This is a genomic window from Maritimibacter sp. DP1N21-5, assembly GCF_019218295.1.
Classification (GTDB): Bacteria; Pseudomonadota; Alphaproteobacteria; order Rhodobacterales; family Rhodobacteraceae; genus Maritimibacter.
This window is the reverse complement of the sequence record NZ_JAHUZF010000003.1, coordinates 336,095-358,635: the sequence shown is the minus strand read 5'-3', so window position 1 is coordinate 358,635 and position 22,541 is coordinate 336,095. Positions and strand designations below refer to the sequence as shown.

General features: G+C 63.5%; 30 protein-coding genes and 1 tRNA gene. 8 read left to right on the top strand and 23 right to left on the bottom strand.

The genetic code is table 11. The features are described from left to right. Entirely contained in the window at positions 1-477 is a 477-nt protein-coding gene (locus tag KJP29_RS03515) for a hemerythrin domain-containing protein (RefSeq protein WP_218462172.1), read from the bottom strand. A 164-nt stretch (positions 478-641) separates the two neighbouring features. Then, complete coding sequence (locus KJP29_RS03510; RefSeq protein ID WP_218462171.1) at positions 642-830, bottom strand: Flp family type IVb pilin; 189 nt, start codon at positions 828-830, stop codon at positions 642-644. Between the two features lie 173 nt (positions 831-1,003). Here KJP29_RS03510 and KJP29_RS03505 point away from each other — a divergent pair, with 173 nt between their 5' ends. After that, positions 1,004-1,729 carry a GNAT family N-acetyltransferase gene (locus KJP29_RS03505; RefSeq protein ID WP_218462170.1) on the top strand — a complete coding sequence of 242 codons (726 nt, stop codon included), beginning with the start codon at positions 1,004-1,006 and terminating at the stop codon, positions 1,727-1,729. Here KJP29_RS03505 and KJP29_RS03500 read toward each other — a convergent pair. Further along, positions 1,726-2,421 (bottom strand): response regulator, encoded by a 696-nt coding sequence (locus tag KJP29_RS03500; protein WP_218462169.1) that lies wholly within the window; start codon positions 2,419-2,421, stop codon positions 1,726-1,728. The genes KJP29_RS03505 and KJP29_RS03500 overlap by 4 nt on opposite strands. Before the next feature lie 159 nt (positions 2,422-2,580). Between KJP29_RS03500 and mce the strand changes: the two genes are divergently transcribed. Further along, a complete protein-coding gene (gene mce, locus KJP29_RS03495) occupies positions 2,581-2,985 on the top strand; it encodes a methylmalonyl-CoA epimerase (protein ID WP_218462168.1) in 405 nt (134 codons plus the stop codon). Next, positions 2,985-3,266: a DUF1467 family protein gene (locus KJP29_RS03490; RefSeq protein ID WP_218462167.1), complete on the top strand. Its 282-nt coding sequence runs from the start codon at positions 2,985-2,987 to the stop codon at positions 3,264-3,266. The genes mce and KJP29_RS03490 overlap by 1 nt, the downstream gene beginning before the upstream one ends. A 15-nt stretch (positions 3,267-3,281) precedes the next feature. Here the strand turns inward: KJP29_RS03490 and KJP29_RS03485 are convergent, their stop codons facing one another. Continuing rightward, complete coding sequence (locus KJP29_RS03485) at positions 3,282-3,980, bottom strand: EI24 domain-containing protein (protein ID WP_218462166.1); 699 nt, start codon at positions 3,978-3,980, stop codon at positions 3,282-3,284. Beyond that, entirely contained in the window at positions 3,977-4,555 is a 579-nt protein-coding gene (locus KJP29_RS03480) for a nitroreductase (RefSeq protein ID WP_218462165.1), read from the bottom strand. Before KJP29_RS03480 ends, KJP29_RS03485 begins: the two co-directional genes overlap by 4 nt. Positions 4,556-4,668: 113 nt before the next feature. On the opposite strand from KJP29_RS03480, the gene KJP29_RS03475 reads away from it, so the two are divergent. After that, positions 4,669-4,926: a DUF167 domain-containing protein gene (locus tag KJP29_RS03475; protein WP_218462164.1), complete on the top strand. Its 258-nt coding sequence runs from the start codon at positions 4,669-4,671 to the stop codon at positions 4,924-4,926. Positions 4,927-4,974: 48 nt separating this feature from the next. Here the strand turns inward: KJP29_RS03475 and KJP29_RS03470 are convergent, their stop codons facing one another. Beyond that, on the bottom strand, positions 4,975-6,423 hold the full coding sequence (locus KJP29_RS03470) for an aldehyde dehydrogenase family protein (RefSeq protein ID WP_218462163.1): 1,449 nt from the start codon (positions 6,421-6,423) through the stop codon (positions 4,975-4,977). Between the two features lie 229 nt (positions 6,424-6,652). Between KJP29_RS03470 and KJP29_RS03465 the strand changes: the two genes are divergently transcribed. Next, positions 6,653-7,306, top strand: a complete 654-nt coding sequence (locus KJP29_RS03465; protein ID WP_218462162.1) for a peroxiredoxin — start codon at positions 6,653-6,655, stop codon at positions 7,304-7,306. 187 nt (positions 7,307-7,493) lie between these two features. On the opposite strand, the gene KJP29_RS03460 is transcribed toward KJP29_RS03465, so the two are convergent. From KJP29_RS03460 to lepA, 11 genes are all read right to left on the bottom strand, one after another. Continuing rightward, the gene (locus KJP29_RS03460; RefSeq protein WP_218462161.1) at positions 7,494-8,222 is read right to left on the bottom strand and encodes an SDR family oxidoreductase; all 729 of its coding nucleotides are present in this window, start codon (positions 8,220-8,222) and stop codon (positions 7,494-7,496) included. Beyond that, the gene (locus KJP29_RS03455; RefSeq protein WP_218462160.1) at positions 8,215-9,747 is read right to left on the bottom strand and encodes an ATP-dependent RecD-like DNA helicase; all 1,533 of its coding nucleotides are present in this window, start codon (positions 9,745-9,747) and stop codon (positions 8,215-8,217) included. Before KJP29_RS03455 ends, KJP29_RS03460 begins: the two co-directional genes overlap by 8 nt. Positions 9,748-9,789: 42 nt before the next feature. Continuing rightward, entirely contained in the window at positions 9,790-10,437 is a 648-nt protein-coding gene (locus KJP29_RS03450; protein ID WP_218462159.1) for an acyl-homoserine-lactone synthase, read from the bottom strand. Between the two features lie 306 nt (positions 10,438-10,743). Next, a tRNA-Arg gene (locus KJP29_RS03445) sits at positions 10,744-10,820 on the bottom strand. 52 nt (positions 10,821-10,872) lie between these two features. Further along, positions 10,873-11,049 (bottom strand): CTP synthetase, encoded by a 177-nt coding sequence (locus KJP29_RS03440; RefSeq protein ID WP_218462158.1) that lies wholly within the window; start codon positions 11,047-11,049, stop codon positions 10,873-10,875. 72 nt (positions 11,050-11,121) lie between these two features. Continuing rightward, entirely contained in the window at positions 11,122-11,316 is a 195-nt protein-coding gene (locus tag KJP29_RS03435) for a CTP synthetase (RefSeq protein ID WP_218462157.1), read from the bottom strand. Next, positions 11,313-11,807: a cytochrome b gene (locus KJP29_RS03430; RefSeq protein ID WP_218462156.1), complete on the bottom strand. Its 495-nt coding sequence runs from the start codon at positions 11,805-11,807 to the stop codon at positions 11,313-11,315. Before KJP29_RS03430 ends, KJP29_RS03435 begins: the two co-directional genes overlap by 4 nt. Before the next feature lie 106 nt (positions 11,808-11,913). After that, a complete protein-coding gene (locus KJP29_RS03425) occupies positions 11,914-12,138 on the bottom strand; it encodes a hypothetical protein (protein ID WP_218462155.1) in 225 nt (74 codons plus the stop codon). Positions 12,139-12,208: 70 nt separating this feature from the next. Next, the gene (locus KJP29_RS03420; RefSeq protein ID WP_218462154.1) at positions 12,209-12,598 is read right to left on the bottom strand and encodes a DUF4112 domain-containing protein; all 390 of its coding nucleotides are present in this window, start codon (positions 12,596-12,598) and stop codon (positions 12,209-12,211) included. Between the two features lie 84 nt (positions 12,599-12,682). Beyond that, positions 12,683-13,537, bottom strand: a complete 855-nt coding sequence (locus tag KJP29_RS03415; protein ID WP_218462153.1) for a DUF2971 domain-containing protein — start codon at positions 13,535-13,537, stop codon at positions 12,683-12,685. A 372-nt stretch (positions 13,538-13,909) separates the two neighbouring features. Continuing rightward, positions 13,910-15,709, bottom strand: a complete 1,800-nt coding sequence (gene lepA / locus KJP29_RS03410; protein WP_218462152.1) for a translation elongation factor 4 — start codon at positions 15,707-15,709, stop codon at positions 13,910-13,912. Between the two features lie 110 nt (positions 15,710-15,819). Here lepA and KJP29_RS03405 point away from each other — a divergent pair, with 110 nt between their 5' ends. After that, complete coding sequence (locus KJP29_RS03405) at positions 15,820-15,999, top strand: hypothetical protein (protein WP_218462151.1); 180 nt, start codon at positions 15,820-15,822, stop codon at positions 15,997-15,999. On the opposite strand, the gene KJP29_RS03400 is transcribed toward KJP29_RS03405, so the two are convergent. Then, positions 15,996-16,571 carry an NADPH-dependent FMN reductase gene (locus KJP29_RS03400; RefSeq protein WP_218462150.1) on the bottom strand — a complete coding sequence of 192 codons (576 nt, stop codon included), beginning with the start codon at positions 16,569-16,571 and terminating at the stop codon, positions 15,996-15,998. The two genes, KJP29_RS03405 and KJP29_RS03400, sit on opposite strands and share 4 nt — an antisense overlap. Before the next feature lie 223 nt (positions 16,572-16,794). Beyond that, positions 16,795-18,024, bottom strand: a complete 1,230-nt coding sequence (locus KJP29_RS03395) for a glycerophosphodiester phosphodiesterase family protein (protein WP_218462149.1) — start codon at positions 18,022-18,024, stop codon at positions 16,795-16,797. Positions 18,025-18,179: 155 nt separating this feature from the next. On the opposite strand from KJP29_RS03395, the gene KJP29_RS03390 reads away from it, so the two are divergent. Next, complete coding sequence (locus KJP29_RS03390) at positions 18,180-19,121, top strand: 1-phosphofructokinase family hexose kinase (protein ID WP_218462148.1); 942 nt, start codon at positions 18,180-18,182, stop codon at positions 19,119-19,121. A gap of 101 nt (positions 19,122-19,222) precedes the next feature. After that, complete coding sequence (locus KJP29_RS03385) at positions 19,223-19,549, top strand: hypothetical protein (protein ID WP_218462147.1); 327 nt, start codon at positions 19,223-19,225, stop codon at positions 19,547-19,549. 4 nt (positions 19,550-19,553) lie between these two features. Here the strand turns inward: KJP29_RS03385 and KJP29_RS03380 are convergent, their stop codons facing one another. From KJP29_RS03380 to ccrA, 4 genes are all read right to left on the bottom strand, one after another. Then, positions 19,554-20,009 (bottom strand): low molecular weight protein-tyrosine-phosphatase, encoded by a 456-nt coding sequence (locus tag KJP29_RS03380; protein WP_218462364.1) that lies wholly within the window; start codon positions 20,007-20,009, stop codon positions 19,554-19,556. 36 nt (positions 20,010-20,045) lie between these two features. After that, entirely contained in the window at positions 20,046-20,765 is a 720-nt protein-coding gene (locus KJP29_RS03375) for an autoinducer binding domain-containing protein (protein ID WP_370630793.1), read from the bottom strand. Next, complete coding sequence (locus tag KJP29_RS03370) at positions 20,704-20,928, bottom strand: hypothetical protein (RefSeq protein WP_218462375.1); 225 nt, start codon at positions 20,926-20,928, stop codon at positions 20,704-20,706. Before KJP29_RS03370 ends, KJP29_RS03375 begins: the two co-directional genes overlap by 62 nt. A 253-nt stretch (positions 20,929-21,181) precedes the next feature. After that, positions 21,182-22,462, bottom strand: coding sequence for a crotonyl-CoA carboxylase/reductase (gene ccrA / locus KJP29_RS03365; RefSeq protein WP_218462145.1), 1,281 nt, complete (start codon positions 22,460-22,462; stop codon positions 21,182-21,184). Between the last annotated feature and the right edge of the window lie 79 nt (positions 22,463-22,541).

Here is a 22,541-nt window from a genome sequence, read left to right as displayed (position 1 = left end):
TCAGTCTTCGAGCTGGTCCTTGGCCTTCTCCTCGACCAGCCCCCATTCCTTCTTCTTGCGCTTGAGGAACCGCGCGCCGAAGGCGTCGTTGTCTTCTTCGCCGACGACCTTCTTCGCACGCTCGAAGACTTCGTTCTCTTCCTCTTCCATGTGATGCTCGTAGTCGTGCTTGAGCGTCTTGAACCGGGTGAGCCAGCCCGGCGATGACATGTCCATCTCGTCCAGTTCCTCGAGGATCTCGTCCATCTCATGATGTTCGGCGACCGAGTGGCGCGCGGCATCCTGGCCCCAGGTCTCTTTCATGAGCGTCGCGTAAAACTCTTCTTCCTCTGCCGCGGAGTGGCTCTTGATCTCGTAGTAGAACTCTTTCCACGCGGACTTGCGTGCGTCGCTCGCCCCCTCGGTATTGGCGATCCGGTCGAGCAGATCGCGGTGCTTTTCGTGATCCTGCATGATGGCGTCATAGATGGATGGCATGGCTTGGTCCTTTCCCGGTGCGGGCAGATGTGGCTGTGGTTGGTCACGAAACGCCGCGCCGATGGGACGGGTTCCGAAACCTCTGGCCGCTGACCGGCGACATGAAAAGCAAAACGGCGCCCCATGCCAGAGGCGCCGTTCATCCGTCGTCAGGAGGCCCCTTGTCAGGACGGAAGATGCTGTTCCATGCTCTTCACGTTTTCCATTGTGTCCTCGGTGATATGTTCGATATTGCCGGTCACCGTCAGCACCACGGACAGCGCAAGAAGCACCATCCCTGCCAACAGAACGAACCAGTCGATCACCGCGTTGCCTTCTTCGTCGCTCACGAAGCGGTCGAAAATTCTTTGCATTTCAAAACTCCTCGTTGACCCGGGTTCTCCCGAAACCGGGCCACAAACTGCTGCCCTCGACGTGGATCTTGCTGCTCGATTGGGGCCGAAGTTGGCCTCGGCCTTGTCCGATTGAGGGATTTACTTGGACTTCGGGCGGCCCTAGGCCTTGGCGAAACCGTCAGGAGAACCCGATGACCGACGACGCGCGCCTTGGGCGCCCTGTGCCCGACTGGACCCCGCCGCCCCGGCCCGACGGGCTTTCGCTTTCGGGCCGTTTCGCAGCGCTCGAACCGCTGTCGGCCGAGCGTCATGCCGCCGCGCTGTTCGATGTCTTCGCCGGGGCCGATGCGGTCTGGGATTACATGCCTGTAGGTCCCTTCCCCTCCGCCGCCGGTTTCCATCGCTGGATGGCCGAGGCCGTTACCGGCAACGACCCGAGTTTCTTCGCGATCCGCAATCTCGAAACGGATCGCTGGGAGGGCTTCTGTTCGCTCCTGCGCATCGCGCCCGAGGCGGGGTCGATCGAGGTGGGCTTCATCGCCTATTCCCCCGCCCTGCAACGCACCCGCGCGGCCACCGAGGTTCAGGTCCTCTTGATGCAATGGGCCTTCGAGGCCGGTTACCGGCGCTACGAATGGAAATGCAACGCGCTCAACATGCCGTCACGGCGGGCGGCGCAACGGCTGGGGTTCTCCTACGAAGGCGTTTTCCGACAGGCGCAGGTAGTCAAGGGGCGCAACCGGGACACCGCATGGTTCGCCGTGATCGACAGCGACTGGCTTGCCTTGAAAGAAGCGTTCCGGGTCTGGCTGTCGCCGCAGAATTTCGACGCCGAGGGCCAACAGCGGGAACGTCTGGGCGACCTTACCGCATTGGTGCGTGTCGCGAGCGATCCGGAACTGGTCCCGGCGTCCTAGCCCGTGGCACCCAGCCGGTGCGATAAAAGCCGCTCGATGCGTGCCAATGCGGCGGGTGGAGGAGCGCCGTCGAGGCCGGAGACGGCCGTCTCCAGTTCCCGGTCATGTGCGCTCTGCGCAACGCCGCGCAGGAAATGCAGCGGATACCCGAAGGCGCCGCTTATCCGCGCGTCTTTCAAAAGGTCCGAGGCGTTGAGAAGGTCTTCGGCAAGCGCCACGGGATCGGGCTGCACCGCATCGGTCTGGACAAGGCGCAGTCCGGATGGCCGCAAGGCGGATGGCAGGGCGGCAAGGAGGACTTGCTGAAAGACTTCGACGCTCTCCACGGGCTTCGCGAGGAAGCCATCCGAACCCGCCGCACGCGCTTGCGCCTCGGCCGTGAGGGATCCTGACATGCCGATCAAGGCCGGCACACGCGGCGTCGCCTGATCGAGGGCGCGGATCAAGTCGCCCCCCGAGCCATCGGGAAGACCCATGTCCACGATCACCACGGCCGGGCGATAGACCCCGAGGTGCCGGTGCGCAGAGGCGAGGCTGTCCGCCCGCCTGACCCGCGCCCCGGAGCGCAGACAGATGAGCCTTATCGCTTCCGAGGCAACGCGGCTGTCATCGACGACGAGCACCGTCAACCCGGCGAGCGGCTTTTGCGCGGTCGGGCGAAATGGCGGCAGGGCATCCAGTTCATCAGTCATCCCGGGTCTCCAGTCCTCTGACCCGACCGGATCACGGCTTGCCTTGCCACTTGGTTAACGAGGCGCGCGCCTGCGACATTTTCTTCGCCACCTTGCGAAAAAACGACCTCGCGGGCATAAGCGGGCGAGTATCGAAAGCGAACGACGCGGGAGTGAGACATGATCGGACGACTGAACCACGTGGCCATCGCGGTGCCCGACCTCGAAGCCGCCGCCGCGCAGTATCGCAACACGCTTGGCGCGACCGTCCGTGATCCGCAGGACGAGCCCGACCACGGCGTCACCGTGGTTTTCATCGAACTGCCCAACACCAAGATCGAACTGCTCTATCCTCTGGGCGACGACAGCCCGATCAAGGGCTTCCTCGACAAGCACCCGGCCGGGGGCATCCATCATATCTGTTACGAGGTCGACGACATCCTCGCCGCCCGTGACAAGCTCAAGTCGGACGGCGCCCGTGTGCTGGGCACCGGCGAACCCAAGATCGGCGCACATGGCAAGCCGGTTCTGTTCCTGCACCCGAAGGATTTCAACGGCTGCCTCGTGGAACTGGAGCAGGTCTGATGTCCGTCACCGGTGCGCTCGTCCTCTTCACCGTGATCTGGTTCATGACGATGTTCATCGTCCTGCCGATCACGCTCCGCACGCAGCAGGAGGACGGCGACGTCATTCCCGGCACCCACAAGGGGGCACCCTCCGACTTCCGGCTCGGGCGCACCATGATCATCACGACGCTGGTGGCGCTGCCGATCTGGGGCGTAGTGGCAGCGATCATCCTGTCGGGTGTGATCACCATCGACATGCTCGACTGGAACAACTACCTGGGCGAACGCGTCCCGAACTGATCGGGACACGTTTGATCAGCGCGCGACCGTCCCCGTCACCCGGTGGTAAAGATGCGTGAAGGTCGCCGCGCCTAGGATCGGGATGACCAGACCCACGAGCGGGATGGTCAGCGGGATCGCCATAAGTGTGCCAGCGAGCCAGATCTGTCCATTGTGCTTACGGCGTAGCTGGTTCGCGCGCACGCGCCCTTCCCGCCGCATCGCGGCCAGTTGGAAGAATTCCCGCCCGATCAGGTATCCGTTCACGATCCAGAACAGGATCGGCGCGAGCGGCCCGATAAAGAAGCTCATCCCCAGAGCGAGGATGTTGACCAGAACCGTCGCAAGGATCAGTCCGAGCGAATCCCTGAGCCCGTCCATCACGGTCACGTTCTGGGCGGGCGGAAGCTGGGGATAGTGTCGCTCTTCCACCGCCTCGGCCACCTGATCGAGGAAGATGCCCATGAAGGTGACGGACACCGGCACCATGAGGAAGGGCGAGAGCACAAGCATGACGCCCACAAGGGCCCAGCTCGCCAGCGAGTCGAGCCAGGCGATGTCGCCGATCCACGGCAGGCTCACCGTCTCGGGCAGGACGAGTCCGAGGAGGAACACCAGAAGCACCGTCAGCCCGACGAGAAGCCCGATGGTCAGGGCGAGGCCGAGCAGGAGCACCTTGCGGAAACGCGCGTCGCCCAGTTGGCCCAGCGCCTTGGAGAAGTCGGAGAAGATCATTCGGTCATCCACGCTGTGATAAGGTCGATGTCGGGTCGGGGCCGGTCCGGCGGGGCCGAGGTTTCGGTCCCGATATGGATGAAGCCCGCGATGCTTTCGTGACTGGCGAGCCCGAGCGTGGCATGCACGAACTCCGGGTCGTGGCTCGGCCAACCCGAAAGCCAGTTCGCCCCCCAGCCGGCGGCAAGGGCCGCATTCAGCATCGACAGGCACACGGCACCGGCCGACAGTAGCTGCTCCACATGGGGCACCTTGGGGCTCTCGACGGGCGAGAACACGACCGCGACGGCGAGATCGGCATCCGCGAACTGGCGGGTCGATTTCTCGATCTTCTCCGGCTCGATTCCCAACGCGGCACCGTGCACCGGCACCGCCTCGGCCAAACGCACGAGCGCCGACGCACCAAGGACGATGAACCGCCAGGGCTCGAGCTTGCCATGATCCGGCGTGCGGGCCGCAGCGGTGAGGATTTCGGTGAGTTCGTTGCGCGTCGGCACGGGGCCGGTCAGCGTTTTCGCGGGCCGCGATCGCCGCGTCAGCAGAAAATCGAGCGCGGCCTGGTTTCTTTCGGGCATGTGGGTCTCCTGTCCGTCCGGGGAGATGTCGGCACTTCTGCGCGCCGCGTCAACCGCTTGGCGGGAAATAGCTTGGCCTTGAACGGGTCGTGCCGGGGTGCGAAGAGCGTCGCATGAAGAAAGGCGAAATTGCCCACCTCGCAACCCCCGGTGCCGACATCGCCGTGCGTGTGATGCCGAACGCCGCCCGAAACGCGGTGACGGTGGAGGACGGGGTCATCCGCGTCTCGGTCACGGTCGTTCCCGAAGATGGCAAGGCAACCAAGGCCGTGGTCAAGCTGCTCGCCAACGCCCTTGGCGTCGCGAAGTCGCGGCTGGTGCTGGTGCGTGGCACCACGTCGCGCGACAAGCTTTTCCGCATCGACCCATGAAAAACGCCGCTCCGGAGGGAGCGGCGTTCTGACTTTCATGCCGTAGGGTCACTCGGCGGCGTCGAGCGCCCAGCCACCGACAGCCTTGACCTCGAGGAAGTCCTCGAGCCCCCAGACGCCGGCTTCGCGCCCGTTGCCCGACTGCTTCATCCCGCCAAAGGGGGCCCCGGCCCCGCGCGACTTGCCGTTCATCTCGACCATTCCAGACCTGAGCTTGAGCGCCAGCCGATTGGCCCGCGCCCCGTCCTGCGTCTGGACATAGTTCGTCAGGCCATAGACCGTGTCGTTCGCGATCTGGATGGCTTCCTCTTCGGTGTCGAAGGGGATCATGGTCAGGACCGGGCCAAAGATTTCCTCACGCGCGATGGTCATCTGGTTGTTGGCATCCGCGAAAACGGTCGGCTTGACGAAGAACCCCCGGTTCAGGTGCTCGGGACGGCCCAGACCACCGGCGACAAGGGTCGCGCCTTCGTCGATGCCCTTCTGGATCAGGCCCTGGATCTTCTCCCACTGTGCCGCATTCACGACCGGGCCGATATGGCGGCCTTCGTCATGCGCGTTGCCCACCTGCACCTGCTCGGCGGCGGCCTTCGCGGCTTCGACGGCCTGCGGATAGATGTCGCGCTGGACGAGCATCCGCGAGGGCGCGTTACAGGACTGACCGGAATTGTTCATCATCGACATCACGCCGCGCTTCACCGCTTTCTCGTCCGCATCGGCAAAGACGATGTTGGCGCCCTTGCCTCCCAGTTCGAGATGCACCTTCTTGAGTGTTTCGGCCGCGGATTTGGAGATCGCGATCCCCGCGCGAGTCGACCCCGTGAAGCTCACCATATCCACGTCCGGGTGGCTCGTGAGCCGCGATCCGGCCGTCGCGCCGTCACCGTTGACGAGGTTGAATACACCCTTCGGGAACCCGGCGGCGTCCATGCATTCGGCAAAGATCATCGCGTCGAGCGGGCTTTCTTCCGAGGGCTTGAGCACCATGGTGCAGCCCGCGATGGCGGCGGCGATGACTTTGAGGCTGATCTGGTTGAGCGGCCAGTTCCACGGGGTGATCAGCGCACAGACGCCCACCGCCTCATGCACGATCATCGTGTCCGGGGCATGCTCGCCCAGAGGCTTGATCCACTCGAAATTCTTCGCGGCCGCAAGGAAGGCCTTGGTATGCGCATATCCCGCGCCCCACTGCGACGACCGGGCGAGGTCAATGGGCGCGCCCATTTCCATCGTGACGGCTTGGGCGATGTCCTCGGAGCGTTCCTTGTAGATCGCGAGGAACTTCTCGACGAGCGCGATGCGCTCTTCGACCGGGGTCATCATCCAGTCCGGAAAGGCCGCCCTGGCCGCCGCGACCGCCTTGTCCACATCCGCCTCGGAGGCCAGCGAAATGACCGCGCAGGGTTCTTCGGTCGAGGGGTCGATGACCTCGTGATCGTGGGGGGTCGTGGGCGAAACCCATTCGCCGTTGATGTAGAAGTCGCGTTTCTCGAGCATGAATGCCTCCCGAAGTGTCGAGTTTGCGGCATCCTGTCACTCCTGCCGCGAGTCCACAAGCGACCGCACGGTCGGTTCCGCTTTGTCGCCGCGTCACGACGCGCCCGAAGACCCCCGTGCGTTCCGGTTGCGGCGTGAATTCAGAACGACATTCTGTCACAACCCTCTGGACGTGGAACGGGATCGGTTTACCTGTATCGCGAAGAATTGAAACAGAGAGGAGTCCGACATGGGCCTGCGTATCAACGACACCATCCCGAACATGACCGTGGAAACCGACATGGGGCCGATCAACCTCCATGACTTCGTCGGCGACAGCTACGCGATTTTCTTCTCCCATCCCAAGGACTTCACGCCGGTCTGCACCACCGAGTTCGGCGCGGTGGCACAGCTTGCCGACGAATGGGACAAGCGCGGCGTCAAGGTCCTGGGAATTTCCATCGACGGCGTCGAGGAACACAAGAAGTGGAAAGGTGACATCGAGTCCTACGCCGGCGCCAAGGCTGGCTTCCCGATCGTGGCGGACGAGGGTCTCGAAATGGCCAAGGCCTTCGACATGCTGCCCGCTGATGCCTATCTCCCCGATGGTCGCACCCCTGCCGACAGCGCGACCGTGCGCGCCGTCTTCATCGTCGGGCCAGACAAGAAATTGCGCCTGACCATGACCTATCCGATGTCGGTGGGCCGCAACTTCGCCGAGGTGCTGCGTGCCGTGGATGCCGTCATGAAGACCGACGGCGCCCCGCTCGCAACCCCGGCCAACTGGACCCCGGGCGAGGACGTGATCGTCGCGCTGTCCGTGTCCAACGACGACGCCAAGGCGAAATTCGGCGAGGTGGACATGAAGCTGCCCTACCTGCGCACGATCAAAGACCCGGCGTAAATCGCCATGATCCACGAAAAGCCCCGGTGATTGCACCGGGGCTTTTTGATTCGGCGCACGGCCCTTTCATCTTTCTCCAAATACTCATGCTTCGCAGGCCCAAGAAACCGCACCACGCCCGGCAGGCCCGTGACACGCGGCTCTGGGGGTCGCGGGGGGGCATCCCCCGCGCTGTCGTCGCCGCGCGTTAGCCTCGCCCGATATAGGGCATCTTCGTCGCCATGATCGTCATGAACTGCACATTGGCCTCGAGCGGCAGGGCGGCCATGTTCCAGACCGCCTCCGCCACATGGGTCACGTCCATCGAGGGCGGCGGCGCCTCGCCCGCGTCGCGCGCCTTCTGAACGATCCCCTCCAGCAGCTCGGTGCGCGCGTTTCCGATGTCGATCTGGCCACAGGCGATGTCAAAGGGCCGTCCGTCGAGCGACAGCGTCTTCGTCAGCCCTGTCACCGCGTGTTTCGTCGCCGTGTAGGTCACCGATCCCTCGCGGGGCACATGGGCGGAAATCGAGCCGTTGTTGATGATCCGCCCGCCCATGGGATCCTGCCTGCGCATCGCGCCAAAGGCCGCCCGGGCACATAGGAACATCCCGGTCAGGTTCACGTCGAGCGCGCGTTTCCAGTCGGAGACCGGAATCTCGTCGATCGGGGCGGCCGGTGTGAAGATGCCGGCGTTGTTGAAGAGCACGTCGACTCGACCCGCGCGGCCGAGGAAGTCCGCGAAGACCCCCTCCACGCTCGCCGCGTCGCTCACGTCGCCCGGCAGGACGACCGCGTTCGTCCGCCCGTCCGCAACCTCGCGCAAGAGCGACTCGCGCCGGGCCATGAGGCCCACGGTCCAGCCCTCCGACAGGAACTTCTCTGCCACCGCTCGGCCGATCCCGCCGGATGCGCCTGTCACCAGAATGCTAGGCATCGCTTTCCTCCCCTTCGAGCGTCAGCCGCGCCACGGGCTTGGGCAGGTCCTCGACCCCCAGCACCACCTGCGGTCGCGCCAGCGCATAGCGCGTGCACCATAGAAGCCGCTCCTCCGCCCGCGTGATCGCCACATAGGCCAGACGCTTCCAGAGCGGAATCCCCGCCTCGCTGCGTCCCATCTGGGCCGCAGCGTAAAGATCAGGGGCAAAGACCTGCACGTCTTTCCACTGGCTGCCCTGCGCCTTGTGGATCGTCACCGCCGCGCCGTGCAGGAATGCAGCGCCCATATTGGCGGCGAAGGGAATGAAGGGTTCTTCCTCGTCCGGCATCTCGATCTTGATGATGCTTGCGACCGAGATGTCCGGATCCTCGGCACCCACGACATGAACCCGTGAAAACCCGGCGCGTTTGCCCTCGCCCCGAAACACCACCTGCGCACCCTTGATCAGGCCCCGCGCCTCGAGGTCGATCCGCTTCTTTCGGTGCTTCAACGGCAGTTCGATCCCGTCGCAAATCAGCGGCTCGCCCGGAATAAGCCGATCCCCCGGCGCGCCCTGTGCCGCGCGAAAGGCGTGGATCAGCCGGATTCGCGTCTTGTTGCGCCAGACGAGGACGGGCGAGCGCGCCATGAGGTCGGCGTCGACGCGCGGCGCGATCACGACCCGGGGGTCGCGGCGCGCGGCATCCTCGACCATCCGCTCGAAGCGGTCGAAGGTCAGCCCCTCGTCAGCGAGCGCATGGGCAAGGTCGAGGATCGGGTTGTCGTCATCTTGGCGGTGGATACGGGACAAGGTGCAGACCTGCGGTTTCGCCAGCCGCTCGAACACCATCTGGCCCGATTGCCCGACGGGCGCGAGCTGTGCCGGATCGCCGAAGAGAATGAGCGTCGGAAAGATCTCGCGCAGGTCCTCGAACTGCTTCTCATCAAGCATCGAGCTTTCGTCGATGAAGCCGATGTCGAGCGGGTCGTCGCGCCGCTTCCAGCCGGTGATGAAATCCGAGCCACGCAGCCCGGCGGCGGCGAGCGCGCCGGGGATTGACTTCTGGTTCTGGTAGAAGGCCCAGGCCCGGTCGAGCGCCGCGTCGGTCAGTTCCTCGATCTCGGGGCGCGGCCCGTTCCCCGCGAGCCATTCGGCGATCTTCTCGTATTCCGGATGATAGACCGGGGTATAGAGGATCCGGTGGATCGTCGTCGCCGGCACGCCCCGGTTACGAAGCACCGAGGCCGCCTTGTTCGTGGGCGCGAGGATCGCCAGCGTGCGCCGGTCCTTGCGACGCTTGCCTTCCCAGTCGCCACTGACGACCTCGACGCCGGCCTCTTCGAGTGCCTCATAAAGCTGCGCGAGGAGCAGCGTCTTGCCTGACCCCGCCTTGCCGATCACCGCCATCACACGGGTCTTGCCCTCGGACATCGGGGTCAGGTGACCCTCGTCGATGTCCACGCCGGTCGAGCGCAGAACCTCGGCGACACGGTCATGGGCGTCGGCCTGATCGTCGGAAAGCTGAAGCGCGGGAAGGGTCATGGCGCGACCCTATCCCGCGGGCCGCGCGGGCACCAGACGCGATCAGGCGCTCTGGACGAGCGCGCCGGTCGAGCTTGAGGCCTGAAGCGCCAAGGAATACCGCAGCCACGCCCGGCTCGTCGCCCGATCGACGCCCACTTTGGCCAGCGTCGGGGCGAAGGCCGCCTCCTCCATCGACCACAGACCGACACCGATCCGGTCGCGCCCCTCGCCCACACGCCCCAGCACGTCGGGTTCCAGCCCCATGAGCCGGTAGATCCGCTCCATCCGCGCGTCGAAGACCCCGACGAAATGCTGAAGCTTCATCGCCGCCATCACCTCGCCCGCGCCCAGCGCCAAAGCGACCGAAGCGCGACGGTCGGCCTGTGGCGACAGGCAGAACCGTGTACACTCCCAGATGAAAGGACTTTCGATCCGATGACCGTTATTGATATGGGCGAAGTGGTCGTTCACCATGGTCCGCCCCGTGGTCGGCAGAAACCGCATCGACCCGCCGTGACGCCCGTCGGGCCGCTCCCAGATGACATAGAGCGGATTGAGCGCATCGTATTCATCCCGCTCCTCGCCCGCCGTATTCATCTCTACAGGCCATCCGAGACGGCGTGCGAATTGCTCGGCCCTGTCGGTGAACATGCTTCGCGCCAGATCCGGGAAACGGACCAGATCCTTCGCGTACAGATAACGGAGCATGGGGCCTCCTGTCCGGTTGCGGTGCTGCCGGAACAGGATGGCCCGCGTGCAGGGCGCAAAGGCTAACGGGGCGTTCGGTGGGGTCATCAGGTGGCGCGAGGACGCGGCCGCAAGTCGGGACTTGACGACTCTGGGAGTCCAGAAATCCAGGATTCCGGGATTCGGGAATCTTCAAAGCAAAGAATTCCGATCGGTGACAGGCGCTTACTCTGACCTTTCCCAGGCTGAATATTGAGGCTGATCCGAAATCAATCGACCCGCGACCTCATCGGACACGGGTTCTGCCGCTGACGAACAAAGAATGGCTGGCGATCCCTTGAGGACTCGAACCCCAAACCTGCTGATTAGAAGTCAGCTGCTCTATCCAGTTGAGCTAAGGGACCGCTCCGCCCTGATTAGCCAGCACCGGAGCGCGCTTCAACTCAAAACCGGGGATCAGCCGCGCAGCCGTCGGTTGACCAGCCACACCAGAGGCAGCGCGACGATAAAGCCCGCCAGGGCGGACCAGATGATGGGTTCCTGCGTGGTGTAGCCTGCGGTCAACGCCGCCACCATGAAAACGCCGGCCAGCGTGGTGCCGCCCATGGCATAAAGCGCGATGATGAGGAACATGGTCCCCTCCTTATGACTGTCGTATCCCGCTCCGATCCTGCGCCAGGGAAAATCCGGGGACATTGATCTGCGTCAGTCACCATGCATCCGGTGCGCCACCACGAACGCGACGGGCCAACCGATCAGCCAGCCCGCTGCGGCCGCCCCCACGAGCGGCCAGAGGCCCGTCACGCCGGAGACCAGCGCCACCACGACGGCGACGCCAGCGAGCGTGGTGCCGATCATCGAGTGAAGGATCAGGACGAGCCGCATCAGGGGCGCGCTCACGCGCCGGGCCGCACCATCCGCGTCATCACGTCGGATTTCAGAACGAAGCGCTGGAACAGGGCACCCGCGAAATGGAGCGCCACGAGGATGAAGAGCACCGACTTCATCACCTCATGCCCGTCGCCCGCGTTTTCGTTCACCGTGAACCAGGCGACCGCCCCCGACAGCGGAACGAGGATCATGAGCGCATAGAGCGCCCAATGCGTTCCATGAGCCACGGCGCGAAGAACGGCGGGTTCCTCTTCGGGCAGCGCGGGCGAGCCGCGCTTGAGCTTCACGCCGAGCCGCAGCACGACCAGCACCAGCACGCTCAGCCCGACGACCACATGCAGCATCGCCCCGGCACTCGGGCCAGCATAGGTGCCGCGCGTGACGGCCTCCCAAGCCTCCTCCATCCCGTCGTGGAACAGGAACTGGACAGCGATGAGAAGAAAGATGACCCAGTGCAGCGCGATCTGGAGCCGGGAATAACCTGCGGGTTTGGACGACATGGGAACCTCCGTTTGGACACGCGAGTGATACGTGGATCACCCGGGATTCCGTCGCAGAGTGGTCCCGAGGACCGTCTCTGTCCATCGTCCAATGCGCCGCAGCCGGTCAATGCGTGCCGACGGGGCGTCCATTGCGCCAGTGCGGGTCTTCGCGGCGCATGTATTTCGCGTTCCAGATCCCCGCCGGAACCCCGACGATCAGCCCTATCACACCTGCCACCGCGAAGGCGATCCAGCTCACCAGGCCCACCGCGAGCGCGGCGATAACGACCGCCCCGGCGACACAAGACGCCCAGAGCGGGATCAACACCAGTCTCCAACCATATTTCATGGCGAACCTCCTGTCCTGTCGACATGGATGCAAACCGAACGCCCCGGCTCGCCACCGGGTTCCGACGGCCCTATGTGCGCGGGCCTCCCAGCGCCTCGGCCAGAAGGTCCGCATTGCGGCGGTGCGACTTGAAGAAGAGGTCGAAGATATCGCCCAGGATCGGGATCGAGCCGACCCCCGCGTCGATGGCCGCGTTGCCCACCATCCGGGCGAGCGTGGCCTTCGGCACGTTGTGGCGCATGGCCACGGCGAGGATATAGACCGAGGGCGCGAGCATCGCGATATCGCCGATGCCGGGGATCAGCCCGATGATACTGTCGAGCCCGAAGCGAAGGCGCGTGCCCGGGATGCCATAGCGCGTGTCGAACAGGCGCGCGATCCGCTGCACCCGGGCGAGGTCGGCGGCGGCGTTGGTGTGGTTGAGCGGCGTGGCACGGGGGAGCGTCCGGTCGGCGGGCATGGGCTGCGGTCTCCTTTGGAGGGAGAACGTTGGGAGGTGGGGGGAGGTTCCGGAGCAGAGGCGAAGCGATTACGAGGGAAGAGTTCAACGGCTCAGTTTATACTCCTTGTTGTCCAACCGAAGTCTCACAACAGGCACTCTACCACTGCATACTTCACGAACTTCAGCCTCTCGGCTTCGGGATGCCCGCATCCCGACGAGGACCTCTTTCAATTCTAGACAATGCACGGGCTTGTACCCATCTTTGTCCGAACGCTTGTGAATACGCCACTCGCGTTCGTATTCCCAGTCTGCCGCCTTACCCAATATCATGGCATTGAAAGCATGCTCCGAGCGGTCAATCAATGCGCCATTGCTCTCAGACGCATATAACCACGCAAGAATATCAACGGTGGTGATGTGCGATCTTTCGTCGGAGTAACAGATCGGAAGCGGCGCATCCTCACCTGTAAGCTCCACAAATTCTGGGCGGTAGGCGAATACAAGTACCAATCCAGTATGTCCAGACGCGTAATGAGACCACATTAGAGGATGATCCCAAGCCTCGCATAGACATATTATCTTCGACTGACTTCTTACGCGATCGGCCATGCTGTCGAGCTTATGTCTATGTTTCATCACATTGGGCAAGTTAACTTCGAACTTCTTCCGAAGCTCTCGCTTGCGATGGGACCTGCCTAACCCGAAAAAGTGCTCAGAGTGTTGGTCGACAAGATACCGTCGACGTAGCTGTCTGTAGGTTTGGAAAACGTCTTTGTTTGATGATTTCGTAAACGCCGGATTGCAGTCAAATGGATCATTGGCATTGGCCACAGAAGAAAACCAGTGCTGCTTTCTTGAAAGCGCTTCTTCAATTTCATGAAGTGCATATTCCGTGTCGCCAGGCCGGTAACGGCACAAAGTGCTTGGAATGAGACCATTATTATCAATTAAGTTCATAATTCCGCCTTGGAAACTAACCCAAACTTCGAAGAGTGAATTTTGCACTCAAAGGGGACACAGTCTGCAATAACTATAAACTTTTCTAGGTTCCCTTAGAAGATTTTTGGTATTGCTGGGTAGATAATTAGACGCGCCAGTCCCGTCGGTGGGAACTTTGATCCGCTTGCGGCCTGCGGTTTACCTCAAAAGCCCGAACTCGGATTGAAACCGCGAGACATCGCCAATGCACCCGCACCCGGGGGCGGGTGGGGCGCGTCGCGGGCTAGTCACCCGCTCCTTGCAGTTGTCAGGAACATCTTTTGAACCAGACGTTCAGCGTTTGAGGCGAGGACTCGAACTAAACCCTGGGGCAAGGTCATAAGACGCACCCTACTCATCCATCTTCAACGCCGAGATAAACGCTTCCTGCGGGATCTCTACCTTCCCGAACTGGCGCATCTTCTTCTTGCCGGCCTTCTGCTTTTCCAGAAGCTTCTTCTTCCGGGTGGCGTCGCCGCCGTAGCACTTGGCCGTCACGTCTTTCCGCAAAGCAGACAAGGTCTCCCGCGCAATCACTTTCCCACCAATCGCCGCCTGGATCGGGATCTTGAACATATGGCGCGGGATCAGGTCCTTGAGCTTTTCGCACATCGCCCGGCCGCGCGCCTCGGCGCGGTCGCGATGGACCATCATGGACAGCGCATCCACCGGCTCGTCGTTCACGAGGATCTGCATCTTCACGAGGTTGTCCTCGCGGTAGCCCATGAGCTGGTAGTCGAAGCTCGCATAGCCCTTGGTCACCGATTTCAGCCGGTCGTAGAAGTCGAAGACCACCTCATTGAGCGGCAGGTCATAGACAACCATCGCCCGCGACCCGGCATAGGTCAGGTCGAGCTGGATGCCGCGACGGTCCTGGCAGAGCTTCAGCACGTCGCCAAGGTAGTCGTCCGGCACGAGGATCGTCGCCTTGATGCGCGGCTCTTCGACGTGGTCGACATAGGTCAGGTCGGGCATGTCGGCGGGGTTGTGCAACTCCCGCATCGTGCCGTCCTTCATGTAGAGGTGATAGACCACCGAGGGCGCGGTGGTGATCAGCTCGATGTCATACTCGCGCTCGAGCCGGTCGCGGATGACCTCGAGGTGCAGTAGACCAAGGAAGCCGCAGCGGAAGCCAAAGCCCAGCGCGGCCGAGGTCTCCATCTCGTAGCTGAAGGAGGCGTCGTTGAGCGCCAGTTTCTCGATGGCGTCGCGCAGGTCCTCGAACTCGGCGGAATCCACGGGGAACAGGCCGCAGAACACCACCGGAATCGACGGTTTGAAGCCGGGAAGGGGCTTGTCCGCCCCCTTCTTCTCGGTCGTGATGGTGTCGCCCACCTTGGTGTCGCGCACCTGTTTGATCGAGGCGGTGATGAAGCCGATTTCGCCCGGCCCAAGCTGGTCGCAGGGGATCATGCCCGGGCGGAACACGCCGATGCGCTCCACCGGATAGACGGCGCCCGTCTGCATCATGCGGATACGGTCGCCCTTCTTCAGGACCCCGTCCATGATACGGACTAGCACGACGACGCCCAGGTAGGGGTCATACCAGCTGTCGACCAGCATCGCCTTGAGCGGCGCGCCCGCGTCCCCGGTGGGGGCGGGCAGCTTGTGCACGATGGCCTCCAGCGTCTCATGGATGCCGACGCCGGTCTTCGCCGACACGCGGATGGCACCTGAGGCGTCGATCCCAATCACATCCTCGATCTGCTCGGCCACCCGGTCGCAGTCGGTCGCGGGCAAGTCGATCTTGTTCAGGATTGGCACGATTTCGTGGTCGGCGTCGATGGCCTGATAGACGTTGGCCAGCGTCTGCGCCTCGACCCCTTGAGTGGAATCGACGACCAGCAGCGACCCCTCGACGGCGCGCATGGACCGGCTCACCTCATAGGCGAAGTCGACGTGACCGGGCGTGTCGATGAGGTTGAGCACATAGTGCTCGCCGTTATCGGCCTCATACTCGATCCGCACCGTCTGGGCCTTGATCGTGATGCCCCGCTCCCGTTCGATGTCCATGGAATCGAGCATCTGCGCCTTCATGTCCCGGTCGGCGACGGTCTTCGTCTCCTGGATCAGGCGGTCGGCAAGGGTGGATTTCCCGTGGTCGATATGGGCGACGATGGAAAAGTTGCGGATGTGAGCGAGGTCAGTCATGGCGCGCGAGATATCAGGCTTCCGGCACCCGTGGAAGTGGGCAAAATCATGCCGCGGCGTTTGTCTGCGCGTCCAAGCACCCCCATGTCGTATCCGAGAGGAGAAATATCATGACTATGGGCGTCTGGATCGCGATCGGCATCGGAATTGGAACCGGGTTCGGTGTCGCGATGGACAATATTGGCGTGGGCATTGCCTTCGGTGCCGGCATTGGCGCGGCCTTCGGTGCCGCACTGGGCGACACCAAGAACAAGAAGGATGACCCCGGCGATCCGCCCGAGGGCCCCTAACCGCGCATCTCGCGCAGACCGCGCCCCCAGCTTTCCAACTCGTCGAGCATGAGCTTCGCCCCGTCGATCATTGCCTCGTTGGGTTCCAGCACGCCGTCTTTCACCATGCGGTGGACGAAGGGCACGGGGATCGACTTCGACAAGGCCACCATGTTGAGGTTGCCCATCAGCCCGCGCAAGACCTGCATCGACCGGAGCCCGCCCGACACCCCGCCGTAGCTTACCACCGCGGCCGGCTTCTTCGACCATTCGAGAAGCAGATACTGCAGCGCGTTCACCACGCTCGCGGGGGGGAAGAAATCGTATTCCGGCGTGACGAATATGAACCCGTCCGCCTCATCCGCGATCGCCGCCCAGCGTTTGGTATGTTCGTGCTGATAGTCCTGCATCGAGGGATGTTTCGGCTCGTTCATCAGCGGCAGGTCAAGCTCGGCCAGATCCACGACGTCGATGTCGAAAGCCGCCCTTTCGCGCGCGACACCGGCGATCCAGTCGGTCACGACGGGACCGATGCGACCGGGCCGGGTCGAGGCGGTGATGATCTTGATCTTGAGCGGCGCGTCCTGCGACATGGGAACCTCTTTTCTGAAATGCGGCTCCTGAAAACTTGCGTGGCAAAAGTGCGGTCTGCAACCCACCCCTCTGTGCATCAGTGCAGACTGAATTTCCTTCGCTGCTTCCCAAATACCTTGGAGGGGTCAACATTGTTGTGCCATTGGACCGAGCGACAATGGCGAAGGGGGAGGCAAAGCCTCCCCCAGACGGTCGTCGCAGGCGAAGTCTGCGACGAAACCATCAGGAGCCGATGCCCATGCAATTGGCATAATAGGTGACCGTCGCGGGCCAGTCGGAAAACACGCCCTGCACGCCCACATCCTGCGCCAGCGCGTCGAGCACTTCGAAATAATCGGCGTCGTTGTCGATCACCTCGTTCACGCTCTCATAATACCAGCCGCCCCCGTTCATCAGCGGACCCGAGCGTTCCAGGGTCCAGGCAATGAGGTTCAGCCCGGCCGCCTTCGCGGCCTTCGCATAGGCGGACGCAACGATCTCGCCCTCTTCCAGCGTGACAAGCATGTTGATCGAGGGGGCGAGGTAATTGACGCCGTCCGCCTTCAACGCCGCGAAATCCTGCAGCCAGGTAGTTTCGTCCTGCTCGTCGAAGCCATCGGTCCATTCCACGAGGAACACGGCCTGTGCCCCGAACTCCCCCTCGTTCTCGATCCAGTATTTCACCACGTCTTCGTTGAAACTCTGCGGCCAGACGCGGGCGGGGTCGATCCCGGCGACGCGGTATTCCTCGATCATCTGATGGGCATAGTCGTCCATCGTGTAGCCGTCGAAGGGCATGTCGACCGCCGGGTCCTTCAACTCGGGGGTGAATTGTGCGTCCATTTCGTCGAAGAGCGCGATCGAGTCCGCATGCGTCATGAGCGTGCCGCCCATCGCCGAATAAAGATCGGTGCGCCAGGGCGCGGTCGCGTTCATGTAGTCCTCGACCGTGGTCGCCTCCGGATTGCCCGCGTCCATCTTGCCGATGAGCCCTTTGAACTCGGCCAGCGTGATGTCCGAAGTCCGACATTCCACCTGAGCCTCTTCGGTGCCGGTCGCCCCCGTGAAGGGGACAGTGCATTTGGCGGCGAGGTCCGTGGCCAGGATATTCGTGGTCGTATGCAGGTCGTTCTGCGCATGGCGGCAGACGAGTTCCTTGTCCGCCGTGAAGGCCACGTCACATTCCATCACGCCTGCGCCCATCCGTGCGGCGGCGCGATTGCTCTCCACCGTGTGCTCCGGAAACATGAGCGGTGCGCCCCGGTGCGCGATGGAAAAGGGCGACGACTGCATCTCCATCCCCGTGCAGGAGGCGAGCTTGTCCTTGAGTGGACCCGCCTCCATCCGGTCGATGAGATAAAAGGGCCGCGGTCCCAGTTCCACGGTATTCGCCATGGCGGTGCCTGCCATCAGTGCGCCCAGAATGACGGGGCTGGCGGCAAGCGCCGTGAAAAAGCTGCGTTTCGGGATCATGTCGTCCTCCGACTGTTGGTTTCGCTTGATCCGAACAGAGTGCGGAATTGGGAAACAGCGGCGTGACGGTCCTGCGACGACCCAGCAAAACTTGCGTGACGGCTGTTACACGGAAAGCGGGTGACGCGCCCACGCGGGAGGACTAGCGTCGGGCCATGACCGCGATCCTCACCGTGACCCTGAACCCAGCGCTTGACCTGTCGACTTCGGCCCCCGTGGTGCGCCCCGGTGACAAGCTGCGCTGCGATGCTCTGAGGGCGGAACCCGGTGGCGGCGGGGTGAATGTGGCACGGGCCGTCGGCATTCTGGGCGGGCGGGCGCAGGCCTTCGTCGCGCGCGCAGGTCACGTGGGCGACCAATTCGCCGACCTCCTCGCGACAGAGCCGCTCGATCCGGTCTGGTTCGACATGCCCGGCGAGACCCGCCAGTCCCTCGCCGTCACCGACCGCGAAAGCGGCGCTCAATACCGCTTCGTCATGCCGGGACCGGTCTGGACCGAGGCACTGGGTGACAGGGCCTGCGCCGCCATCGCCGAAGCCGCGCACGAGGACGCGCTCGTCGTCCTCTCGGGAAGCCAGCCTCCCGGCCTGCCTGCCGCATTCCCGGGGGCGCTCGTCGCGGCGACAGCGCAAAAGGGTGCGCGGGTCATCCTCGACACCTCCGGCCCGCCGCTTCGCACGCTTGCCTCCGCCTCTGCCCCCTATGTGCTGCGCCTCGACGGAGCCGAAAGCGCCGATCTTGCCGGGCATCCCCTGCCCGACCGTGCCGCCGTCGCCGGTTTTGCCCAGACGCTGGTGGCCAAGGGGCTGGCCGAGATCGTGGTCCTGGCGATGGGGGCGCAGGGCTCGGTGCTGGCAAGCCGCGCGGGGCTCTTTCATGCCACGACGCCCGATGTGCCGGTGCGCTCCAAGATCGGAGCGGGTGACAGCTTCGTGGGCGGCTTCGCCCTCGCCCTGTCCCAAGGCGCCCTGCCCGAGGCCGCGCTGGTAAGGGGCTGCGCCGCGGCTTCCGCCGCCGTCATGACCGATGGAACCGAACTGTGCCGGCCCGCCGATGTCGACCGCCTCGCCGCCGCTGCCACACTGACGCGGCTTTGACCGCCGTCCGAACGCAGGTGATTCCCCAAAGCCCGAAGTCGTGCTATAGACCGCGCCCGTGGCGGTATTCTGCGCCATGGCAACGAAATCGGGAGCAACCGATGCAAGGGATACTGAAGGGTGCGGTGCTGGCAGGCACCGTCACGTTTGGCTGCGTCGTCGGCGCGCCGGGGCCGGCAGCGGCCATGGGGATCATCGAGAAGGCCTGTGTGGGCTCCGAACGCGGCAGCGCCGCCGCCGTCCTGTGCACCTGCATTCAGCAGGTCGCGGATCAGGTTCTCGCCCCCTCCGACCAGCACAAGGGCGCGGCGCTGTTCGACGACCCGCACAAGAGCCAGGAACTGCGTCAAAGCCCGGATGAGAACGACGAGAGCTTCTGGTTGAAGTGGAAGGAATACGGGGCCGCCGCCGAGAGGTATTGCAGCTAGAACACTAGAGCCGGGCGATCAGACCCCGCGCGCAGTCTTCGATCAGGTCGAGCGTCCCGTCGAAGTCGCGCGTGTAGTAAGGATCGGGCACGTGGTCCGCTCCGGCGAACGGCCCCGCAACATCCGCAAAGTTGGTGAACAGCACGACCGTCGTTCCGTCGCCTGCCGGGCGAAGCGCCTCCACCTCCGCGCGGTTCTCGTCGTCCATCACCACGATCATGTCGAAGCGGCCGAAATCCCGGGTGGAAAACTGGCGCGCGCGCAGGGTGGACATGTCGTAGCCCCGCGCCCGCGCCGCCGCCTGCATCGCGCCATAGGGCGGCTCGCCAATATGCCAGCCCGAGGTGCCCGCACTGTCGACCCTCACGCCGCGCCCCTGGGCAAAGGCCCGCGTCACGGCCTCGGCTGCCGGCGACCGGCAGATGTTTCCAAGACAGACGAAGAGGATGGACTGGCTCATGGTCGCGAGCATAGGCCCCCTGTGCCTTGCCTCAAGTCAAACGATGATCAACCCCGTCGAGAGCGCGCGCGCCACCGCATGGGTCGTATTGATCGCGCCCAGCTTGTGGCGCGCGCTTTCGATATAGACACGTATCGTATGTTCCGAGATGCCGAGCTCCGTCGCCGCCTGTTGCCGCGACAGCCCCCGCGCCAGACATCGGATCGAGGCGAGCTCGCGAGGAGACAGTTGCGGCGCGGCGAGCGGGTCGGAGCCCTGCTCGAACTGAAGCGCGCGCTTGTTGAACTCATGCGCCAGAACGATGAGGTCATGGTCGTTGGCCTCGATGAAAGCCTCCCATACATCGTCTTCGCAAGTGTGGTTCAGGGTGAAGAGCGCGAATTGCCCCTGCGGGCCGTGGAGCGGGACGGAATAGCCCTGATTGCCCAGCCCGTGATCCAGCGCATCCAGATACATCGCCCGCGCCGGTTTGGCAGACCAGTCGAACTGCTTCCAATTGGCCGGAGTGAACCTTTGGAAACAGCCGAAGATCACCGGGTCCATCCGGAGGTAGTCCATCTCGAGATAGCGATCCACCCAGGACGAGGGATAGGTCCCCGCCCCAAAGCGTTCTCCGTCCGAGTTCACCCAGTGATAGACCGTATGCGTAACGCCGTAGTGGTCCCGGACCGCTTCGGTCACGGCTTGCAGTCGCTCAAGCGTGTCGGCGCTCGCCAAAGAGGAAAGCAACGTTTGAACTCTGGCCTTCATGGTCATCCCCACGTTCGTCGGACCTCATACCGAGGCCTCCGCGCGCGGCGAGTTCGGCCGTCGCCACCAGGATCGCATCGTCGAGCGCGGCGGCGCTGGCCCGAAGCCCTTTTGCGTCCGCAAAGGCCCGGAGGTCGGCCATGACATCAATCAGCCAAACGTGTTTCATGTAAAGGATCACCTTAAGGTTGTGGTTCGTTAATTTTCATCTCCCGGAAATTGCAGGACAATTCGCTGCTTTGCCCTCCCCTTTTCTGGTGAGGTCAGCGCGGCCAAGGCCCTGTTCGGACTGCGATTGTTCACGGATCGACGACAATTGGACGAGAGTGATTCGCGGATCATTACGCAGAATTGCCGGCAGGTGCTCATAGCAAAGGGCCCCGCAGTTACCTGCGAGGCCCCTAATCATGTTTCCGCCCGGATCAGCGCGCGTCGATCACGTCTTCCAGCGTCCTGAGACCCGTTCTGGGCGCCTGAACGAGAACCGACATGTTCCCGGGCTTATGCTCGTTCTTGTACATCATCATATGCGCCGCGGGGATTTCGTCCCAGGGGAACACCTCCGACATGAAGGGGTCGATGCGCCGTTCGATCATCAGCTTGTTCGCCGCCGCCGCCTGCTTCAGGTGGGCGAAGTGCGACCCTTGCAAGCGCTTTTGGTGCATCCAGATGTAGCGCACGTCGAAGGTGCAGTTGAAACCGGAGGTCCCGGCGCAGATCACGACCATGCCGCCCTTCTTGCAGACGAAGGAGGAGACAGGGAACGTCGCTTCGCCCGGGTGCTCGAAGACGATGTCGACGTTGTTGCCCTTGCCGGTGAACTCCCAGATCGCCGCGCCGAAGCGACGGGCTTCCTTGAACCACTCCTTGTATTCGTCGGTGTTCACCGTGGGAAGCTGGCCCCAACAGTTGAAGTCCTTGCGGTTGATGACGCCCTTGGCGCCCAGCTGCATGACGAAGTCGCGCTTGTCCTCGCCCGAGATCACGCCGATCGCGTTGCCGCCCGCGGCGTTGATGAGCTGGATCGCATAGGAACCGAGACCGCCCGAGGCCCCCCAGACCAGTACGTTCTGACCGGGCTTCAACTCATGCGGGTGGTGGCCGAAGAGCATCCGGTAGGCGGTGGCGAGCGTCAGCGTGTAACAGGCGCTTTCTTCCCAGGTCAGGTGCTTGGGACGCGGCAGAAGCTGCTGCGCCTGCACGCGGGTGAACTGGGCGAAGGAGCCGTCCGGCGTCTCGTAGCCCCAGATCCGCTGGCTCGGCGAATACATCGGGTCGCCACCGTTGCATTCTTCGTCGTCGCCGTCGTCCTGATTGCAGTGGATGACGACCTCGTCGCCCACTTTCCAGGTCTTCACCTTGTCACCCACCGCCCAGACGATACCCGACGCGTCGGAGCCGGCGATGTGGTAGTCCTGCTTGTGGACGTCGAACATGCTGATCGGGACGCCGAGACCGGCCCAGATGCCGTTGTAGTTGACGCCCGCCGCCATCACGAGGACCAGAACCTCATGGCTGTCGATCCGGGGCACGTCGACCACCTCGACCTGCATCGCCTTGTTGGGTTCGCCCTGACGGTCCCGACGGATGGCCCAGGCATACATCTGTTTCGGCACGTAACCCATCGGGGGGATCTCGCCGATCTCGTAGAGATCCTTTTCGGGCGCGTCGTAGGCGGCGATCGCCGGTGCATCGAGTGACATCTGGGCCTCCTTGGTCCAACTGCGAATCTGTTGCCGCAACGCAGAATTGCGGCTGCTGGTGCAGCATTACGGATGGCCG

What these genes read in the sequence shown, in the direction of transcription:
- KJP29_RS03490 (WP_218462167.1), top strand. Translation starts at nt 2,985, where the DNA reads ATGTCCGTCACCGGTGCGCTCGTCCTCTTCACCGTGATCTGGTTCATG.
- KJP29_RS03455 (WP_218462160.1), bottom strand. Translation starts at nt 9,747, where the DNA reads ATGACCCTTCCCGCGCTTCAGCTTTCCGACGATCAGGCCGACGCCCAT.
- KJP29_RS03375 (WP_370630793.1), bottom strand. Translation starts at nt 20,765, where the DNA reads ATGACCATGAAGGCCAGAGTTCAAACGTTGCTTTCCTCTTTGGCGAGC.
- KJP29_RS03460 (WP_218462161.1), bottom strand. Translation starts at nt 8,222, where the DNA reads ATGCCTAGCATTCTGGTGACAGGCGCATCCGGCGGGATCGGCCGAGCG.
- KJP29_RS03510 (WP_218462171.1), bottom strand. Translation starts at nt 830, where the DNA reads ATGCAAAGAATTTTCGACCGCTTCGTGAGCGACGAAGAAGGCAACGCG.
- lepA (WP_218462152.1), bottom strand. Translation starts at nt 15,709, where the DNA reads ATGACTGACCTCGCTCACATCCGCAACTTTTCCATCGTCGCCCATATC.
- KJP29_RS03505 (WP_218462170.1), top strand. Translation starts at nt 1,004, where the DNA reads ATGACCGACGACGCGCGCCTTGGGCGCCCTGTGCCCGACTGGACCCCG.
- KJP29_RS03420 (WP_218462154.1), bottom strand. Translation starts at nt 12,598, where the DNA reads ATGCCCGCCGACCGGACGCTCCCCCGTGCCACGCCGCTCAACCACACC.
- KJP29_RS03425 (WP_218462155.1), bottom strand. Translation starts at nt 12,138, where the DNA reads ATGAAATATGGTTGGAGACTGGTGTTGATCCCGCTCTGGGCGTCTTGT.
- KJP29_RS03485 (WP_218462166.1), bottom strand. Translation starts at nt 3,980, where the DNA reads ATGATCTTCTCCGACTTCTCCAAGGCGCTGGGCCAACTGGGCGACGCG.
- KJP29_RS03380 (WP_218462364.1), bottom strand. Translation starts at nt 20,009, where the DNA reads ATGAGCCAGTCCATCCTCTTCGTCTGTCTTGGAAACATCTGCCGGTCG.
- KJP29_RS03470 (WP_218462163.1), bottom strand. Translation starts at nt 6,423, where the DNA reads ATGCTCGAGAAACGCGACTTCTACATCAACGGCGAATGGGTTTCGCCC.
- KJP29_RS03415 (WP_218462153.1), bottom strand. Translation starts at nt 13,537, where the DNA reads ATGAACTTAATTGATAATAATGGTCTCATTCCAAGCACTTTGTGCCGT.
- KJP29_RS03385 (WP_218462147.1), top strand. Translation starts at nt 19,223, where the DNA reads ATGCAAGGGATACTGAAGGGTGCGGTGCTGGCAGGCACCGTCACGTTT.
- KJP29_RS03480 (WP_218462165.1), bottom strand. Translation starts at nt 4,555, where the DNA reads ATGCCCGAAAGAAACCAGGCCGCGCTCGATTTTCTGCTGACGCGGCGA.
- KJP29_RS03400 (WP_218462150.1), bottom strand. Translation starts at nt 16,571, where the DNA reads ATGTCGCAGGACGCGCCGCTCAAGATCAAGATCATCACCGCCTCGACC.
- KJP29_RS03395 (WP_218462149.1), bottom strand. Translation starts at nt 18,024, where the DNA reads ATGATCCCGAAACGCAGCTTTTTCACGGCGCTTGCCGCCAGCCCCGTC.
- KJP29_RS03405 (WP_218462151.1), top strand. Translation starts at nt 15,820, where the DNA reads ATGACTATGGGCGTCTGGATCGCGATCGGCATCGGAATTGGAACCGGG.
- ccrA (WP_218462145.1), bottom strand. Translation starts at nt 22,462, where the DNA reads ATGTCACTCGATGCACCGGCGATCGCCGCCTACGACGCGCCCGAAAAG.
- KJP29_RS03440 (WP_218462158.1), bottom strand. Translation starts at nt 11,049, where the DNA reads ATGTTCCTCATCATCGCGCTTTATGCCATGGGCGGCACCACGCTGGCC.
- KJP29_RS03500 (WP_218462169.1), bottom strand. Translation starts at nt 2,421, where the DNA reads ATGACTGATGAACTGGATGCCCTGCCGCCATTTCGCCCGACCGCGCAA.
- KJP29_RS03515 (WP_218462172.1), bottom strand. Translation starts at nt 477, where the DNA reads ATGCCATCCATCTATGACGCCATCATGCAGGATCACGAAAAGCACCGC.
- KJP29_RS03370 (WP_218462375.1), bottom strand. Translation starts at nt 20,928, where the DNA reads ATGAAACACGTTTGGCTGATTGATGTCATGGCCGACCTCCGGGCCTTT.
- KJP29_RS03390 (WP_218462148.1), top strand. Translation starts at nt 18,180, where the DNA reads ATGACCGCGATCCTCACCGTGACCCTGAACCCAGCGCTTGACCTGTCG.
- KJP29_RS03430 (WP_218462156.1), bottom strand. Translation starts at nt 11,807, where the DNA reads ATGTCGTCCAAACCCGCAGGTTATTCCCGGCTCCAGATCGCGCTGCAC.
- KJP29_RS03465 (WP_218462162.1), top strand. Translation starts at nt 6,653, where the DNA reads ATGGGCCTGCGTATCAACGACACCATCCCGAACATGACCGTGGAAACC.
- mce (WP_218462168.1), top strand. Translation starts at nt 2,581, where the DNA reads ATGATCGGACGACTGAACCACGTGGCCATCGCGGTGCCCGACCTCGAA.
- KJP29_RS03475 (WP_218462164.1), top strand. Translation starts at nt 4,669, where the DNA reads ATGAAGAAAGGCGAAATTGCCCACCTCGCAACCCCCGGTGCCGACATC.
- KJP29_RS03450 (WP_218462159.1), bottom strand. Translation starts at nt 10,437, where the DNA reads ATGCTCCGTTATCTGTACGCGAAGGATCTGGTCCGTTTCCCGGATCTG.